Source organism: Sphingobium sp. 3R8 (assembly GCF_020166615.1).
GTDB lineage: Bacteria > Pseudomonadota > Alphaproteobacteria > Sphingomonadales > Sphingomonadaceae > Sphingobium > Sphingobium bisphenolicum.
The window spans coordinates 192998-208236 of the sequence record NZ_JAIQXR010000006.1 but is presented as its reverse complement, the minus strand read 5'-3'; the positions used below and the strand labels follow the sequence as shown (position 1 = coordinate 208236).

Sequence of the window (15239 nt, the reverse complement as noted above, 5' to 3'; positions counted from 1 at the left end):
CGGGGCGGGTCAAGCGGATCGGTCAGACGGACATGCGTCTAGCCGGATCGACAGTGCCGTCGGGCCGTACACCGGCACGGGCGAGGTCGCGACCCATGCGACCGGTGAGAAAGCGATACCACATGACGAAATCCGCGCGCAGCGACCAGAGCGGGTAGCGGAAGGTCGCAGGGCGATTGCGTTCGATCAGGCCGTGGCCGGCCCAGGCGAAGCCATAGCCTGCCAGGGGCAAGGCCACGGCCATCCACCACCGCCCGGCAAAGGGCGCCGCCGCGACGAGCGCCACCACCAGGCTGGTGCCGGCATAATGGAGCGCGCGGGTGCCCGGACGCGCATGTTCCTGCAGATAATAAGGCCAAAAGTCGCGGAAGCGCTTCATGCGTGTCACGGCCATATGCCTGGCATCCTCTCTTTGACCGCGAGCGTAACGAAACAGCCGGTGGCTGTTAAGTCTTATGCGCCAGACCGTGCGCCCTGTCGGGAGCATAGAGGAAATAATCGTAAGCGGCCCGCGCCGCCTCCGCGATGATCCGGTCGCGCGCGACATGGCCCTTGCCGTCCTTCATCACGAAAACCGCGATTGCGAAGCGGCGGCCATCGGGCAGCCGCACCACGCCGACATCGTTGCCGATGCCGTTGAGCGAGCCCGTCTTGTGCGCGACCGCGGTACCGGGCGGCAACATGCCGACGATGCGCTTCTTGCCCGTTTCGCAATTCGCCATGATCGTGAACAGCCGCTGCGTGCTGGCCGCCGACAGCGCGCGACCCGATTCATAGGCGGCGATCAGGTCGAGCATCGCCGTGGGCGTGGACGTATCCTGCAATTCGGCGGCGAAGGCCATATTGGGCAGGTCGCGCAGGTCGCGCGTGACCAGTTGCGGGTCGGCGCGGCGGGCTGCGTCCGCATTCTGGCGGAAGCTGCCCGCCAGCGGATGGATGCCCATGGCGCGATAGAGGAGATGCGCGGTGTCGCTGTCGACGCGCAGCCCGGTGACGCCGAGCTTGTTGACGAAGCCGGTGATCGCCTGCGGCCCGCCCGCCCGCGCGACCAGCACGTCGGTCGCATTATTGTCGCTCTTCTGGAGCATCAGTTCGAGCAGCCGGTCGATCGACAGGGTCGCGCCGGGGCGGGAGAACATCCAGGCGATGCCGCCCTCGCTCGCCAGCGCAGGATCGAGCGCAAGCTGTTCGTCGAGCCGCGCCTCCCCCGCATCGACCAGCGCGAAGATGCGCCCCGCCACCGCCACTTTATAGGCGCTGGCCATCGGGAACAGCGTGTCGCCGTTCATCGCCTGCGTCTCGCCGGTCTGGAGATCGCGCACCGCGATCCCGACCGAACCGTCCGACAGGGCCGCAAAGCGCGCAAATTCACCCAACAGTTTCGCTTCGGCGGTCTGCTGGACCAGCGGCTTGGGTGGTGGCCCGAAGGCGTCCGCGCTGGGCAGTGGGGCGAGAAACAGGCCGAAAGCGGCGAGCAAGCTGACGGGACGAGCGAACGACATGTTTTGCCTGTCGCGGATCAGCGCGCGGGAGGCAAGAGGCTTTGCCCCCGAAACAGGCAGGTTGACAGGACTTTGCGCCCCGCGCCATCAGACGGCATGAGCGACACCATCAAGCTGCACGAAAGCTGGCGCGCGCCGCTGGCCGACCAATTCGCCGCCCCGCACATGCAGGGACTGAAACATTTCCTGCAGGCGGAGAAAGTGGCGGGGAAGCGCATCTTCCCCAAGGGCAGCGAATATTTTCGCGCGCTGGACCTGACCCCGCTGGATCAGGTGAAAGCCGTGATATTGGGGCAAGACCCCTATCATGGCGAAGGGCAGGCCCATGGCCTGTGCTTTTCGGTACAGCCGGGCGTGCGCACGCCACCGTCGCTGGTCAATATCTACAAGGAGATGGAGGCGGATCTGGGCATCCCACGGGCCAGCCATGGCTTTCTGGAGCATTGGGCCAGACAGGGCGTGCTGCTGCTCAACAGCGTGCTGACGGTGGAGATGGGGCGGGCCGCGTCGCATCAGGGCAAGGGCTGGGAACTGTTCACCGACGCGGTGGTGCGGATCGTCGCACAGAAGGAAGAGCCGGTCGTCTTCCTGTTGTGGGGCGCCTATGCGCAGCGCAAGGCGGGCTTCGTCGATCAGAGCCGCCATCTGGTCATCAAGTCCGCGCACCCCTCCCCCCTTTCCGCGCACAACGGTTTTCTGGGATCGCGGCCCTTTTCCAGGGCCAACGCCTTTCTGGAAGCCAAGGGCCGCGGTGCGATCGACTGGGCGCTGCCGCCATTGGGCGGCGGGCAGCAGGCGCTGTCTCTTTAGATGTTCCAATGTCTTAGCTGAACCGCGCATAACAGGCCGGTTCAGGAACGAAACAAGTGCCTCATGCGATACCCCAATCACAGTCAGAGATTTCAGGGTTTGAGGAGAATATAGATGATCTTTCGTAAAGCCATTTTGGCCACCGCCCTTGCCGCCGCGTCGCTGAGCGCAGTGGTCCCCGCAACATCCTATGCGCGCGACCATGATCGTCGCGGCTATCATCGCGACTATCGCGGCGATCATCATCGTGGCGACCGCTATGCTGATCGGCGCGGCTATCGCGACGATAACCGCTACCGCTGCCGCAAGTCGGGCGGCACCACCGGTCTGCTGCTGGGCGGCGTAGCCGGCGCGCTGCTGGGCCGGGCCGTTGACACGCGCGGCGACCGTGCGCCAGGTACGATCATCGGCGCGGGCGCCGGCGCGCTGGCTGGCCGCGCGATCGACCGCAACGGCAGCTGCTAAAACAAAAAAGGCGCGTGGGACAATCCGTCCCCGCGCCTTTTTGCTGTCTCAAAAAGGTCGAGGCCCGGTCCCGCTTGCGCAGGCCGAGCCTCTTTCCCTCTCCAAACTCTTCCAGCGATCAGCCGTCGTAATCGCCGCCAATATTCTGGTTGCGCGGCGGCGCGGCGGCGGTCAGGCGCAGAGCCTCCGCCGACTGGGCGATCGAACCGATCTCGTCCGGCGTATCGTCATCGTCGATCTGCACCTTCTGCAGCGACGCGACGACCGAATCATGCAGATCGGCAGGCAAGACGGTTTCCTCGGCGATCTCGCGCAGGGCGACGACCGGATTCTTGTCCCGATCGCGGTCGAGCGTCAGCTCGGCGCCGCCGGAAATCTCCCGCGCGCGCTGGGCGGCGAGAAGGACGAGGTCAAAACGGTTGGTAACCTTGTCGACGCAATCTTCGACGGTAACGCGGGCCAAACAGGGCCTCCTGCAAATAACGGAAGGAAAGTCGTGAACGGGCCGCCTAGCAGCCGTCCCTGCAAGAGTCAATGAAAAGGCCATAAAGCCATGGCGATACACGAGCGAAATGGGCATGAAGGGGATATGGCGACCGTCGAGCCCGCCTCAGCCTGCGCGCAAGCGGACGATATCCGCCTGGACCTGCACGGCAATCATCTGCGCCTGATCGCGGAAGGCCCGGCCCTGCGCGACACGCTGATCGCCCTGATCGACGGGGCGCAACACAGCCTGAAGCTCTATTATTATATCTTCGCGGCCGACGGCAGCGGGACGCTGGTCCGCGACGCGCTGATCGCGGCGCGACGACGCGGGGTAGCGGTGACGCTGATGATCGACGGGTTCGGATCGTCCGCCACCCCCGACGCTTTTTTCGCGCCGCTGATCGAGGCGGGCGGTCATTTTGCGCGGTTCGGGACCAGCCGTTCCACCCGCTACCTGATCCGCAACCATCAGAAGATGGCGATTGCCGACGACAAAAGACTGATGATCGGCGGCTTCAATGTCGAGGACGGCTATTTCGGGATTCCCGCCGAGGATTGCTGGCGCGACATCGGCCTGCTGATCGTCGGCGACCAGGTCGAGGCGATGACCCTCTGGTATGGCCAGCTATGGCGTTGGGGATCGACGAAAAAGCATCGCTTCCGCACTTTGCGGCGCATGGTCCGACAATGGCATCCGTCGCTCCATCACCACCCAGACGACCCGTTCCGCTGGCTGATCGGCGGACCGACCCGGCGCCTGAGCCCCTGGGCGCAGGTGGTGAAGCATGACCTGGAGCAGGCGGGGCGGGTTGATATGATCGCCGCCTATTTTTCGCCGGGACGCGGGATGCTCAAACGCATCGCCCGCGCCGCGCAACGCAAGGGCGCAAGCATCATCCTGCCGGCCAGATCGGACAATGGCGCGACAGTCGCGGCGGCGCGATTGCTCTACGGGCCGCTCTTGCGACGAGGCGTGAATATCTACGAATATCAGCCGTGCAAGCTGCACATGAAGCTGATCGTCATCGACGATGCGGTCTATGTGGGATCGGCCAATTTCGACATGCGCAGCCTGTTCATCAATCTGGAGGTGATGCTGCGGGTGGAAGATGCCGTCTTCGCCGAAGACGTGCGCCAGTTCATCGGGCGCGAGGCGGCGCGGAGCCGGGCGATCAGCCTGGAGGCGCATCGGTCGGGTCGCAGCGGGCTGACCCTCCTGAAACAGTGGATCAGCTATCTGCTGGTCGGCGTGCTGGACTATACGGTGACGCGGCGGCTGAATTTCCGCGACCCCGATGCCGATTGACGGGGAGGACAGGCGCCTCCCCGTCAACAGTGCCGTTTAGCGGCCATTGTCGGTCAGCACGCGAACCTCGCCGACCGGATAGCCCTTTTCGGTCATTTCCTTGGCATAGTCGCCGCGAGCGTCGGCCAGCTCGGCGCGATATTCCTCCCAGGCGTCGCGATTATCCTCCGCGTCGGACGAACCGCGCAGATCGTTGGTCAGTTCCTTGCGCGCTTCGGCCAGATCGGTCTGATAGTTGAACCAGTAATCATTCTGCACGCCAGCGATCGGCGCCTGATAGACCAGTTGGGTTTCGACCCGGGCCAGCTGCTCTTCATAGCTGACCGGGCCTTCCTGCGCCATTGCGGCGGCAGGAGCCATGCCCAGCAGGGCTGTGGCGGCGATAAGCTTTGCGTACATCATGGGTTCTTCTCCTCTTCTGATCTGAACCATGCATGGCACAACGCGCCGACCCCGGCCCTTTTCGCCTGAACGGATATGCAGAATGGACGAAGCGAGGCATTGGGGCGACGGGCCGACGCGCGAAAATCCCCGAAAATCAGGGCTTATCGGCCTGAATTCAGTCGGTTAAAAGCCTAGCGGACCACCAGATAGAAAGCGGCAGGAACCGACCCGCCATTTTCGATCACGATGTCGTAGCGGTCGGTAAAAAGCGGCAGCCAGGCGCAGTCCGCCTGGGCGCCGCCGATCGGCTTGGCGCACAGGGTATTACCATCCGCGCCCTGCACCCGCATCGACAGATTGGCCGCGCCGTGAGCCGGGGCGACCGAAATCTGGGCGCGCTGTCCGGCGAAGAAAAGCTGTCGCACGGTCACGCTGTCCCCCGCGCCGAGCGATCCGCGCCGATAGGCCGGCCCCAGCGCACGGCCGCGAAAACCAAGCGCCGACTGAGTGACGCCATGATCCTGCGCCTCCTGCGTCCATAGCGCCGCGAGATCATCCTGCCCTTCGGCCGGGGTCGCGCCGAGCGCCTTGAGGATTTGCGCCGTGTCGAGCAGCGCGGCATGATCGCCATGGCCCTGCGCGACCTCGCCTTCCATCAACGTCCGCAACACCGGATCGGCAGGCAGCATGTCGGCTGCCGGCGCGGCCGGTCCGGCGACAAGCAGCAATACCGGCAAGAGCAGCCTAATCATCGCGGTCCTCCGGCTGGAGCACGAACCGCGCACCGGGCGCGGCATCCTCCACATGCAGCGACAATTCGTGCCGCTCTGCGATCGCCCTGGCGAGCGAAAGGCCAAGGCCATGCCCCCCGCCCCGCGCGCCGTCAAGCCGGACATAGCGTTCGAACACCCGCTCGCGGTCGGCCGGCGGGATGCCGGGGCCATTATCCTGCACCACGATATGCGGACCGGGCGCCAGTTCCAGCACGATGGAGCCACCGGTCGGCACATATTTGAAGGCATTGTCGAGCAGGTTGGACATGAGCCGGGTCATCTGCATCGGATCGGCGCGCACGCGCACCCCTGGCGCGATCCGCGCATGGAAGCCGATGCCCAGATCCTCCGCGCTGGCGCCGTAGAGATCGGCCAGGCTTTCGGCAACGTCGCTGAGATCGACTTCGGCCAGACCGCGCAGGTCGCCGCGCATCGCCTGCGTGCCGGCAATATCGAGCAGCGAATCGAGCAGGCGCACCACGCTTCGGATTTCCGCCCGCGACTGATCCAGCGTGCGCAACAGCGCCTCGTCCTGCGTCCCCTCCATCGCCTTGAGGATGCGGGTGTCGAGATGCATCAGCGGGGTGCGAATCTCATGCGCGGTCTGGTCCGACACGGTGCGTTGCGCCTCGACCAGCCGTTCGACCTGGTCGAGCATGGCGTTGGTGTTGGCGGCCAGTTCGGCCAGTTCATCATTGTCCCCCGGCCCGGGCACGCGGGCGGCGATCCGGCCCGCGCGAACCGCTGCGAAGGTGGCGTTCACCACCTCCACCCGCGCACGCAGGCGACGGGCGGCGAAATGGCCGGCGATCAGGCTGAGAAGCGCGATGCCCGCCCCGGCGACGGCAAAGGCGGTGGCAAGCCGGGTGAGCAGCGCCTGCCCGCGATAGCTGCTGCGCCCCACCAGCAGGCGCGCGCCGGTACCGAGCTGGGTCGCGCGGGCGAACATGCGGTCGCCGTCGGGCAGGTTGACGTAGCGCGCCTCCGACACTTCGGATGCGATGACCGGCCAGCGGTCGAGATTGCCCGCCAGACGGCGACCGGCCGGATCGGTCAGCAGATACCAGCTACGTTCGCCATCCTCACGATACATGGCGAGGCGATCGGCGATCCGCGCCTTCAGTTCCGCCTCGTCGCTGCTGAGATAGATGTCGGCGAGTCCGGCCAGGTCGGTATCGACCTCCCGCGCCAGCATCGCCCGGCCATCATCCTCGACGATCTTCTGCACCACCAGGAACAGCGCCAGCGTGGAGAGCAGGCTGACCAGCAGCGCCGACAGGGTGACCCGCCCGAAGACCGAACGGAACAGCCCGGGTCTAGGCACTGCTGGCCCCTGCCCCCGCCGCAGCGATCAGGCGATAACCGGTACCCCACACGGTTTCCAGCACCGGGCCATCGAACCCGTCCTCCAGCTTGCGGCGCAGACGGCCGACATTCACGTCGACGACATTGGTCTGGGGATCGAAGCTCAATTTCCATACCTGCCGCAGCAGCATTTCGCGCGTCACCACTTCGCCGGCATGTTCCATCAGATAACGGAACAGTTCGAATTCCTTGGGCGAGAGCGGCAGATGCTTGCCCTGGCGAAAGGCCGTGCGCGCCTTCACATGACACTCCAGGTCGCCAAACAGCAGCACCGGCTCATGGCTGCGCCGGCTGGCCCGACGCCACAGCGCGCGGACGCGCGCGACCAGTTCGTCGGGTTCGAACGGCTTGGCGAGATAATCGTCCACGCCGCTTTCCAGGCCCTCGACCCGATGTTCGCTGCGGCCGAGCGCCGACAGCATCAGCACCGGGGCGCCTACACCCGCCACCCGCAGCCGGGTGACGATGTCGATGCCCGACAGATGGGGCAACATGCGGTCGAGGATGATGACGTCGTGGCTGCCGCCACCGGCGCGGTTGAGGCCGGTGGCGCCGTCGATCGCCTGTTCCACCACCATGCCCGCGTCGCTGAGGATCGTGGCGATGTTGGCGCGCGCGGCCTCGTCATCTTCCACCAGCAATATCGAAATCGCGTCTGCCTGCGCCATCATGTCCCCCGGCTCGCAGATAACGCGAAAGGCCGCCAGTGACAAAGGCTGTTAGCCTGTCACTGGCGGCCTTTCGCGCAAAGCCCCGGCTTTGGCGTCTATATTTTGAGCCCGGCGCGCAGCATGAGGCAGCCGATTACGAGCAGATAGGCGCCGAAGATCTTCTTGAGCGGGCCGGCGGGCAGGCTGTGGGCGGCGGCCACGCCGAGCGGCGCGGTCAGCATCGACATGGAGGCGATCGCCAGCGTGGCGGGGATGTTGATATAGCCCAGCGAACCCCAGGGCAGGCCGCCTTCCTTCAGGCCGATGATCGCGAAGCCGATGGTCGTCGGGATGGCGATCAGCGTGCCGATGCCCGACGCCGTGGCGATCGCCCGGTGGATGGTGCGGCCGCACAGCGTCATCACCATGATGGCGATGGTGCCGCCGCCGATGCCCAGCAGCGAGGAAAAGGTGCCCAGCCCGCCGGCAATGCCCATGCGCAATATGCCCGACGGCATCGTGTCGCTGACGACCTTGCCGCTCACCCGGGGCAGCAGGAAGTTCAGCGACATCAGGATCACGCCGCCGCCGAAGATCATCTTCAGCGTGCGGCCGTCGACATGGCTGGCTAGCATCACGCCCGCGCCGCAGCCCAGGACGATCCAGGGCGCCCAGGTCTTGAGCACCTCGAACTCCACCGCGCCGCGCTTGGCGTGCGACAGGAGCGAACGGATCGAGGTGACGATGATGGTCGCCGCCGACGTGCCGATCGCGACATGGGCGATGGCGTCATGCGTGCCGCCAAGCAGCGGCAGCACGACCAGCAGGGCCGGCACCACGACGAAGCCGCCGCCAATGCCGAAAATGCCTGCGGCAAAGCCCGCGAGCAGGCCGGCGGCCAGCATCGCGATGAGCGGAATGAGCCAGGTCATGACATCGCCCTGCATTACAGCGCCCCTTCCTGCCCAGTGCGGCCAGCGCGCATGATGTTGCGTTCGCCTCTGCGGATCAAGGCGGCGAATATCGGGAAATCGACCATGACGTTAAACCATGCCTCTCTTCGGCGGAATCAAGCTGCATGGGGGCATGTGGTCATGTCCCCCTGTCCCGCTAGACGAACGAGGTGCGCGAACCCGCAAGCCACTGTCCCAAAGTCTGACGCATGGGAGAAACAAAATCGCGACGGCGACCTAGGCGTAAAAGGCAACGCCGGCCGGCCGACGGTCGATGGCGCAGGTTAGGCGATGGCGTCTTCCGCCGGCGTGTAGGGCAGGCCCAGATCCTGCGCGACAGCCTGATACGTGACCTTCCCGTCCCAGATATTGAGGCCGGCGCGCAGATGCGGATCGCGCCGCAACGCGTCCTTCCACCCCAGTTCGGCGATGCGCAGCGCATGCGGCAACGTCACATTATTGAGCGCATAGGTGCTGGTGCGCGCGACCGCGCCGGGCATGTTCGCGACGCAATAATGGACGATGCCATCGACGATATAGGTCGGGTCCGCATGGGTGGTCGCGTGGCTGGTTTCGAAGCAGCCGCCCTGGTCGATCGCGACGTCCACCAGCACCGCGCCCTTCTTCATGGTCTTCAGCATGGCGGCGCTGACCAGCTTGGGCGCGGCGGCGCCGGGGATCAGCACCGCCCCGATCACGAGGTCCGCCTCCGCCACGCATTCGGCCAGGTTGGCGCGGTTGGAAAACCGGGTCTTGGCCCGCGCCTCGAAATACATGCCGAGCTTTTCCAGCACTTCGGGGCTGCGATCGAGGATGGTGACATCGGCGCCAAGGCCCGCCGCCATCTGCGCCGCGTTGAAACCCACCACGCCGCCACCGATCACCACCACTTTGGCCGGCAGCACGCCCGGCACGCCGCCCAGCAGCACGCCACGCCCGCCATGCGCCTTTTCCAGCGCGGTCGCACCGGCCTGGATCGCCATGCGACCGGCGACCTGGCTCATGGGCTTGAGCAACGGCAGGCCGCCATGGACGTCGGTCACGGTTTCATAGGCGATGCAGGTTGCACCCGACGCGATCAGGTCGCGGGTCTGTTCCGGGTCCGGCGCCAGGTGGAGATAGGTGTAGAGGATCTGGCCCGGCCGCAGCAGGACGCGCTCCTGCGGCTGCGGCTCCTTGACCTTCACAATCATCTCCGCCTGGACGAAAATCTCCGCCGCGGTGGCGATGATCGTCGCCCCGGCCCGCTCATATTGCGCGTCGGTCGCCCCAATGCCCTCGCCCGCACCACTCTCCACCAGCACGACATGGCCGTGCGCGGTCAGTTCATGCACGCTTTCGGGGGTCAGGCCGACGCGATATTCGTGATTCTTGATTTCCTTGACGGTGCCGACGATCATCTGAGCCTCTCCAGAAATGGGCGCGGGTTGCGATCGCGCCGCTCTGGCGTCATGATAACGCAAGCGGGATGAGAATGTTCTCCGTTTTTAAGGCGCGGCCCTGACCGGCACCGGCGCATTGCACAGATCGACGCCGCCGGCTGGGCGATCGTAGAAATCATCCTTCCGGTTGGCGCGCAGGCGCAGATAATCGGCGAAGCTGGGCGACAGCGTGTCCATCACCTCGAAATGCGGCCTGTCGGCGACCGGCAGTTCGCTGGCGAGACGGACCGTCAGGATCGGCACCTGATGTTCGGTGGGGGTGTAAAAGCCCAGTTCGCCCGATCCGCGCGGCAGGCTTGACAGGTTGGACATACCCTCGATCACACGCCCGACGACTGCGATGTTGCGGTCGAGCTGACGCGGCGCCTGGCCGATCACGGCATAGAGTTCGGCGCCCGTCCCGGCGTCCGGCGATATATTGCGCCCGACGCCGACATAGCCGTAGCAATGGGGCAGCCACGCCGACGTCCCGTCCATCGCCACCGGCCAGCCGCCGACAAAGCCGGTCGAGGGGGCATAGGGATCGGCATGGGGCAAGGGCGTGACCGCAAGCCGCCGCGTCGCCAGCGGCAGGGCATAATCGTCCGGGCTGGTGGCGGACAGGCCGGGCGGCATCGGCTTCTTCTCCGTCGCGTCGCCCCATTGCGCGACATAATTGTCCTGCACCCGGTTGATGCTGGTGCCGTCCCACCAATGCGCCTTCGCCAGCGCCGCGATATTGGCGACATGGCGCGGCGAAAAGCCGGGTGCGAGCTGGATGACCACGCGCTTGCCGCCCTCTATGGTCATCACCAGCAGTTCGTCCGCTGGTATCGGCCGCCATGCGCCCGCCGGCGCCTGCGCCACCACGGCGGCGGGCGTGGCGGGCGGATCGGTGGCGAGAGCCGGGACGGCAAGACAGGCGGAAAGGACGACGGCGGACAGCGCAAGCGCGAGAAGACGGTTCATGCACCGATCAAACAGCGGCGTCGGGATAAAGTAAAGCATCCCCTGCCCATACCCCTTGCCTAGCCGCACATCGCACGATAGGGAGCCGCACTTCCAGTGCAATGCGGAGCGGTGGCCGAGTGGTCGAAGGCGCTCGCCTGGAAAGTGAGTATACGCCAAAAGCGTATCCAGGGTTCGAATCCCTGCCGCTCCGCCAAAATACATTATTCTTGCTGTATAATTCTCATTCTGCGGCGAAGTCGATCGTGGAGGCATGGGTTTTCTCGGCGCGCGGCATTGAGCGGCCTGGCGTCGCTGCGGGGAGCGCAGTCACCGGGTTCGCCAATGGCCGGCGACCGGTTCGGTGCGGCCAAGGCCCCAATGTGGCGATATGCGGTCCCGCAGGATCGAAGCCTGTCGCAATGTCATTTTCGCGCGATCGAGGCGCCGGCTGGCGCGTCCGCGACCGTCATTCCATCACCATGACAAACCGACAGTGTCGCGGCGTTCCATGGCAATGCCGCCGACAATGTCAGTCGTCACCGATATCCTGAGCCTCCCCTACGCCAGCAACGATCATCCCCAGAACGCGGGTCGCCAACTCCATCTCCTGTTCGCTCAACTTGGCAAATACCGTCGATCGGATGTCCGACAGGATCGGCTGAACCTGTTCGACAACCTCCATGCCGGCTGACGTGATCTCGATATGGCGCGATCGCTTGTCGTGCGGATTCTCCGTCCGCCGGATCAAACCGTCGGCTTCCAGCGAATTCAGCGTCCGGATCAGCGGCGGCCATTGAATGGCAAGACGGGCCGACAGCAGCGACGTGGTGACCGGCGGCGGCGCGACGCTGAGGACGAAAAGGGTCTGCCATCTGGACCTGGACTGACCGGTCGCGGCCAGCATCCGATTCTCGACATGCGTCCCCCAGCGGCGGGCCGACAGCGAGAGTATTCGGGTCAGCCGGAATTCGACATCGTCCCGCGATCCTTCCGGAAAATAGGCGCGATATTGCGGCGTGCTGCTGTCGAACGGGTCGACTGGATTGGAGTCGTCGGAGGCCATGTCATTCCCATCGCAAGGCAGGCGCACTGAATTTTAGCCCGCCAGTCATTCTTAGCGGCGCTCTTGAATAACTGCAAAATGCCCGTTTTCCGCCGGTCTTCTCGATAGCAAGACGGCGTTGACAATATATGTATCACGGTACATAAATTATGCAGAGGCCGCAGCAGAAGGCCAGGAGAGGGAAATGACGATGCGATTGAGCACCCAGCACATGCGCGCACATGCGAGCGTCCTGGCCATTGTCGGGGTAGCGATGGCGGCCCTGCCGATCGGCGCAGCCGCACAGGAAGCCGTGACGGCCGAACCGTCCGCCACGCAGCAATCCGCCCAAGCCGCCGACGCGACCCCCGCCAACCTGCCCGTGACGGACATCGTCGTGACGGGTACGCGGCTGGGTTCCAACTTCAACGCACCGACACCCGTCACCTCGATCGGCGCAGAACGGCTGGATGCGCTGGGTATCACCAATGTCGGCGAAGCGCTGAACCAGCTACCCAGTTTCCGCGCATCGAGCGGTCCGGCGGCCCAGGCCAATCTGGGCGGCAATATCGGTGCGCGACTGCTCGATCTGCGGGGACTTGATCCGCAGCGCACGCTCGTCCTGGTCGATGGCAAGCGTTTCGTGCCCAGCACTGTGCAGGGGTCGGTCGATACCAACCTCATCCCGTCCTCCCTGCTGCGCGCGGTCGATGTCGTGACCGGGGGCGCTTCGGCCGCCTATGGTTCGGATGCGGTCGCGGGCGTCGTGAACTTCGTCCTCGACCGGAAGAAGGAAGGGCTGGACGGCGAATTTGCCGCCGGCATGTCGCAGCGCGGCGATGACGGCAATCTGTTCGCCAGCCTTTCGGGCGGCATGAGCCTGGGCGATCGCGTCCATGTGATCGGCGCGGTCGAATATGAAAAGCTGGAAGGCCTGGGCACCTGCACGAGCCGCAGCTGGTGCGATAGTCAGACCCTGATCCTGGGCAACACGCCCGGCGCCGGTGGCCTGCCCGCCAACCTCATCATCGGCGGAGTCAATACATCGACCATGACGCCGGGCGGCTTGATCAACCGGTCCTATAATGCGGCGGGTCAGGCGATCGGCACGACGGCGACCGACCCCCTGCGCGGCACCAAGTTCCTGGCCGACGGCACGCCGGGCCAATTCCAATATGGCACGCTGGTCGGCCCGCTCTTCATGCTCGGCGGCGAGGGACAGGGGCGTAACGGCTTCATCTCCGCGCTGCGGCTCAAAGTACCGCTGGAACGGGTTTCCACCTATGGCGCCCTGACGGCGGAACTGACCGACGATGTGACGCTGACCGCCGACGTCTCCTACGGGCGCGTCAAGGGCACGGTCGACGGCGCCATCTTCCGCGACTTCAATGGTACGCTGCTGGGTCGCATCAAGCGCGACAATCCCTTCATTCCCGCCGCCGTGGCGTCGGCGATGGACGCCAATGGCGTCGCCTCCTTCATCCTGGGCAAGGCGGCGTTCGACCTTGGCCCCGGTCGCGCGACATCGACCACGGAAACCTATCGCGGCGTGCTGGGCGTCGAGGGGAAACTGAGCGACAAATGGACGGTGAACGGCTTCTACCAATATGGTCGCACCAATTTCACCCAGCGCGCGACCAACCTCGTCAACCAAGCCAATCTCCTGAAGGCGGTGGACGCGGTGCAGTCCGGTGGCCAGACCATATGCCGCGTCAATGCCGACGCGATCGCCAGCAACGATGATGCCGCCTGCGTGCCCTTCAATCCGTTCGGCGAGGGGCAATATAGTCAGGCATCGGTGGGTTACATCACCGGCAACGGCCTGCAACATACCGTCAACGAACAGCATGTGGCGGGTATCGACCTGCGTGGCGAGCTGTTCGACCTGCCCGCGGGGCCTGTGACGGTGGCGGTCGGCGCAGAATATCGGCGGGATACGGTTGACGGCACCGCCGATCCGATCTCGGCGGCGAACGGCTTCTATTCGCTCAACGGCTCGGCCCTGTCGGGTGGCGTCACGGTGAAGGAGGTTTTTGGCGAGATCGCCGTGCCGGTGCTGCGCGATTCAGCGGTCGGTTATGCGCTTGATCTCAATGGCGCAGCCCGACGCACCCATTACAGCACGACGGGATCGGTGACGACCTGGAAAGCCGGCCTCGTCTATGAGCCGGTCGAAGGCGTGCGGCTACGCGGCACCCGGTCGCGCGATATTCGCGCGCCCAATATCTTCGAACTGTTCGGCCCGCAGACGCTCCGCTCGATCGGCCTGTCCGACCCGCTGAACGGCGGATTGCAGACCAATCCCTTCGTCATCACAGGCGCAAATCCCGACCTGTCCGTCGAAAAGGCGGACAGCTGGACCGGCGGCTTCGTGATCGCGCCGCGCCACGGCCTGCTCCAGCGCCTGCGTCTGTCGGTCGATTATTACAACATCAAGGTAGCCGACGCGATCGGCGCCCTCGGCGCGCAGACGCTGGTCAACCGCTGCGCCCAGGGGGCCACCAATTTCTGCAGCCAGATCACGCGCGACGCCAATAACCAGATTCTTCAGGTGCGCGACGTCATCCTCAATTCCAATGCGCTCAAGACCAGCGGCTATGACATCGAATTCCAATATCGTCAGCCGCTCGGATCGTGGGGCGAATTGAACGCGCAACTGATCGCGAATATCACCAAGGAACTAACGACCGTCGACGCGCTGGGCGCGGTGGATCGCGCCGGCCAGACCGGCGTCCGCACCGGGACGATACCGGGCGTGCCCGATTATGTGCTGGACGGCGTGCTGACCTGGACGGTCGGCAAATTCCAGTTGACCGGCCATGGCCGCTACATTCCGTCGGGGATTTACTGGACGAATTTCGTCGGGCCGGATCAGGATGGCTATGCCGTGACCGCGCCGAACAGCGTCGACAACAATAATGTGCCGAGCCGCTTCTACCTCGACATGACGGCGCGGGTGAATGTCGATACCGGCAACGGCCGGACCTTCCAGCTGTTCGCCACGGTGAACAACCTGCTCGACCGCGATCCGCCCGCCATGCCCGGGCCATCGGGCGGTACCAACCAGATCCTGTTCGATCCGGTCGGTCGTGCGTTCAAGATCGGCGCCCGCTTCCACTTCGGTTCATAAG

At 65.1% G+C, this 15239-nt stretch carries 15 protein-coding genes and 1 tRNA gene; 5 read left to right on the top strand and 11 right to left on the bottom strand.

The genetic code is table 11. The features are described from left to right. Window positions 1-22 precede the first annotated feature (22 nt). Window positions 23-394, bottom strand: coding sequence for a DUF962 domain-containing protein (locus K9B33_RS08270; protein ID WP_224548015.1), 372 nt, complete (start codon window positions 392-394; stop codon window positions 23-25). A 52-nt stretch (window positions 395-446) separates the two neighbouring features. Next, complete coding sequence (gene bla, locus K9B33_RS08265) at window positions 447-1502, bottom strand: class A beta-lactamase (RefSeq protein WP_224548014.1); 1056 nt, start codon at window positions 1500-1502, stop codon at window positions 447-449. A 96-nt stretch (window positions 1503-1598) separates the two neighbouring features. On the opposite strand from bla, the gene ung reads away from it, so the two are divergent. After that, window positions 1599-2312 (top strand): uracil-DNA glycosylase, encoded by a 714-nt coding sequence (gene ung / locus K9B33_RS08260; protein WP_224548013.1) that lies wholly within the window; start codon window positions 1599-1601, stop codon window positions 2310-2312. Between the two features lie 114 nt (window positions 2313-2426). Continuing rightward, on the top strand, window positions 2427-2777 hold the full coding sequence (locus K9B33_RS08255) for a glycine zipper 2TM domain-containing protein (protein WP_224548012.1): 351 nt from the start codon (window positions 2427-2429) through the stop codon (window positions 2775-2777). Window positions 2778-2895: 118 nt separating this feature from the next. On the opposite strand, the gene rpoZ is transcribed toward K9B33_RS08255, so the two are convergent. Continuing rightward, window positions 2896-3240 (bottom strand): DNA-directed RNA polymerase subunit omega, encoded by a 345-nt coding sequence (rpoZ, locus tag K9B33_RS08250; RefSeq protein WP_007708529.1) that lies wholly within the window; start codon window positions 3238-3240, stop codon window positions 2896-2898. 126 nt (window positions 3241-3366) lie between these two features. On the opposite strand from rpoZ, the gene K9B33_RS08245 reads away from it, so the two are divergent. Further along, entirely contained in the window at window positions 3367-4569 is a 1203-nt protein-coding gene (locus K9B33_RS08245; protein ID WP_411973997.1) for a phospholipase D-like domain-containing protein, read from the top strand. A 36-nt stretch (window positions 4570-4605) separates the two neighbouring features. Here K9B33_RS08245 and K9B33_RS08240 read toward each other — a convergent pair whose 3' ends face one another. The 7 genes from K9B33_RS08240 to K9B33_RS08210 all read right to left on the bottom strand — a co-directional run bounded on the left by K9B33_RS08240 (window position 4606) and on the right by K9B33_RS08210 (window position 11084). Continuing rightward, window positions 4606-4971, bottom strand: coding sequence for a hypothetical protein (locus K9B33_RS08240; protein ID WP_224548009.1), 366 nt, complete (start codon window positions 4969-4971; stop codon window positions 4606-4608). A gap of 173 nt (window positions 4972-5144) precedes the next feature. Further along, window positions 5145-5705: a hypothetical protein gene (locus K9B33_RS08235; RefSeq protein ID WP_224548007.1), complete on the bottom strand. Its 561-nt coding sequence runs from the start codon at window positions 5703-5705 to the stop codon at window positions 5145-5147. Continuing rightward, window positions 5698-7050 (bottom strand): sensor histidine kinase, encoded by a 1353-nt coding sequence (locus K9B33_RS08230; RefSeq protein WP_224548006.1) that lies wholly within the window; start codon window positions 7048-7050, stop codon window positions 5698-5700. The genes K9B33_RS08235 and K9B33_RS08230 overlap by 8 nt, the downstream gene beginning before the upstream one ends. After that, window positions 7043-7759 (bottom strand): response regulator transcription factor, encoded by a 717-nt coding sequence (locus tag K9B33_RS08225; protein ID WP_224548048.1) that lies wholly within the window; start codon window positions 7757-7759, stop codon window positions 7043-7045. The genes K9B33_RS08230 and K9B33_RS08225 overlap by 8 nt, the downstream gene beginning before the upstream one ends. Window positions 7760-7857: 98 nt before the next feature. After that, window positions 7858-8688 (bottom strand): sulfite exporter TauE/SafE family protein, encoded by an 831-nt coding sequence (locus K9B33_RS08220; RefSeq protein ID WP_224548005.1) that lies wholly within the window; start codon window positions 8686-8688, stop codon window positions 7858-7860. A 290-nt stretch (window positions 8689-8978) separates the two neighbouring features. Then, window positions 8979-10094 carry an alanine dehydrogenase gene (gene ald, locus K9B33_RS08215; protein ID WP_224548004.1) on the bottom strand — a complete coding sequence of 372 codons (1116 nt, stop codon included), beginning with the start codon at window positions 10092-10094 and terminating at the stop codon, window positions 8979-8981. Between the two features lie 87 nt (window positions 10095-10181). Further along, entirely contained in the window at window positions 10182-11084 is a 903-nt protein-coding gene (locus K9B33_RS08210) for a peptidylprolyl isomerase (protein WP_224548003.1), read from the bottom strand. Window positions 11085-11189: 105 nt separating this feature from the next. Here K9B33_RS08210 and K9B33_RS08205 point away from each other — a divergent pair. Continuing rightward, a tRNA-Ser gene (locus K9B33_RS08205) sits at window positions 11190-11280 on the top strand. Window positions 11281-11595: 315 nt separating this feature from the next. Here K9B33_RS08205 and K9B33_RS08200 read toward each other — a convergent pair. Continuing rightward, window positions 11596-12129 carry a MarR family winged helix-turn-helix transcriptional regulator gene (locus K9B33_RS08200; protein WP_224548002.1) on the bottom strand — a complete coding sequence of 178 codons (534 nt, stop codon included), beginning with the start codon at window positions 12127-12129 and terminating at the stop codon, window positions 11596-11598. A gap of 184 nt (window positions 12130-12313) precedes the next feature. On the opposite strand from K9B33_RS08200, the gene K9B33_RS08195 reads away from it, so the two are divergent. Beyond that, window positions 12314-15238 (top strand): TonB-dependent receptor domain-containing protein, encoded by a 2925-nt coding sequence (locus K9B33_RS08195; RefSeq protein WP_224548001.1) that lies wholly within the window; start codon window positions 12314-12316, stop codon window positions 15236-15238. Window position 15239 lies beyond the last annotated feature (1 nt).

Bases quoted from the DNA above. Each gene is read 5' to 3' on its own strand.
- K9B33_RS08270 (WP_224548015.1), bottom strand. From the start codon at position 394: ATGGCCGTGACACGCATGAAGCGCTTCCGCGACTTTTGGCCTTATTAT.
- bla (WP_224548014.1), bottom strand. From the start codon at position 1,502: ATGTCGTTCGCTCGTCCCGTCAGCTTGCTCGCCGCTTTCGGCCTGTTT.
- ung (WP_224548013.1), top strand. From the start codon at position 1,599: ATGAGCGACACCATCAAGCTGCACGAAAGCTGGCGCGCGCCGCTGGCC.
- K9B33_RS08255 (WP_224548012.1), top strand. From the start codon at position 2,427: ATGATCTTTCGTAAAGCCATTTTGGCCACCGCCCTTGCCGCCGCGTCG.
- K9B33_RS08245 (WP_411973997.1), top strand. From the start codon at position 3,367: ATGGCGACCGTCGAGCCCGCCTCAGCCTGCGCGCAAGCGGACGATATC.
- K9B33_RS08240 (WP_224548009.1), bottom strand. From the start codon at position 4,971: ATGATGTACGCAAAGCTTATCGCCGCCACAGCCCTGCTGGGCATGGCT.
- K9B33_RS08235 (WP_224548007.1), bottom strand. From the start codon at position 5,705: ATGATTAGGCTGCTCTTGCCGGTATTGCTGCTTGTCGCCGGACCGGCC.
- K9B33_RS08225 (WP_224548048.1), bottom strand. From the start codon at position 7,759: ATGGCGCAGGCAGACGCGATTTCGATATTGCTGGTGGAAGATGACGAG.
- K9B33_RS08220 (WP_224548005.1), bottom strand. From the start codon at position 8,688: ATGCAGGGCGATGTCATGACCTGGCTCATTCCGCTCATCGCGATGCTG.
- ald (WP_224548004.1), bottom strand. From the start codon at position 10,094: ATGATCGTCGGCACCGTCAAGGAAATCAAGAATCACGAATATCGCGTC.
- K9B33_RS08210 (WP_224548003.1), bottom strand. From the start codon at position 11,084: ATGAACCGTCTTCTCGCGCTTGCGCTGTCCGCCGTCGTCCTTTCCGCC.
- K9B33_RS08200 (WP_224548002.1), bottom strand. From the start codon at position 12,129: ATGGCCTCCGACGACTCCAATCCAGTCGACCCGTTCGACAGCAGCACG.
- K9B33_RS08195 (WP_224548001.1), top strand. From the start codon at position 12,314: ATGACGATGCGATTGAGCACCCAGCACATGCGCGCACATGCGAGCGTC.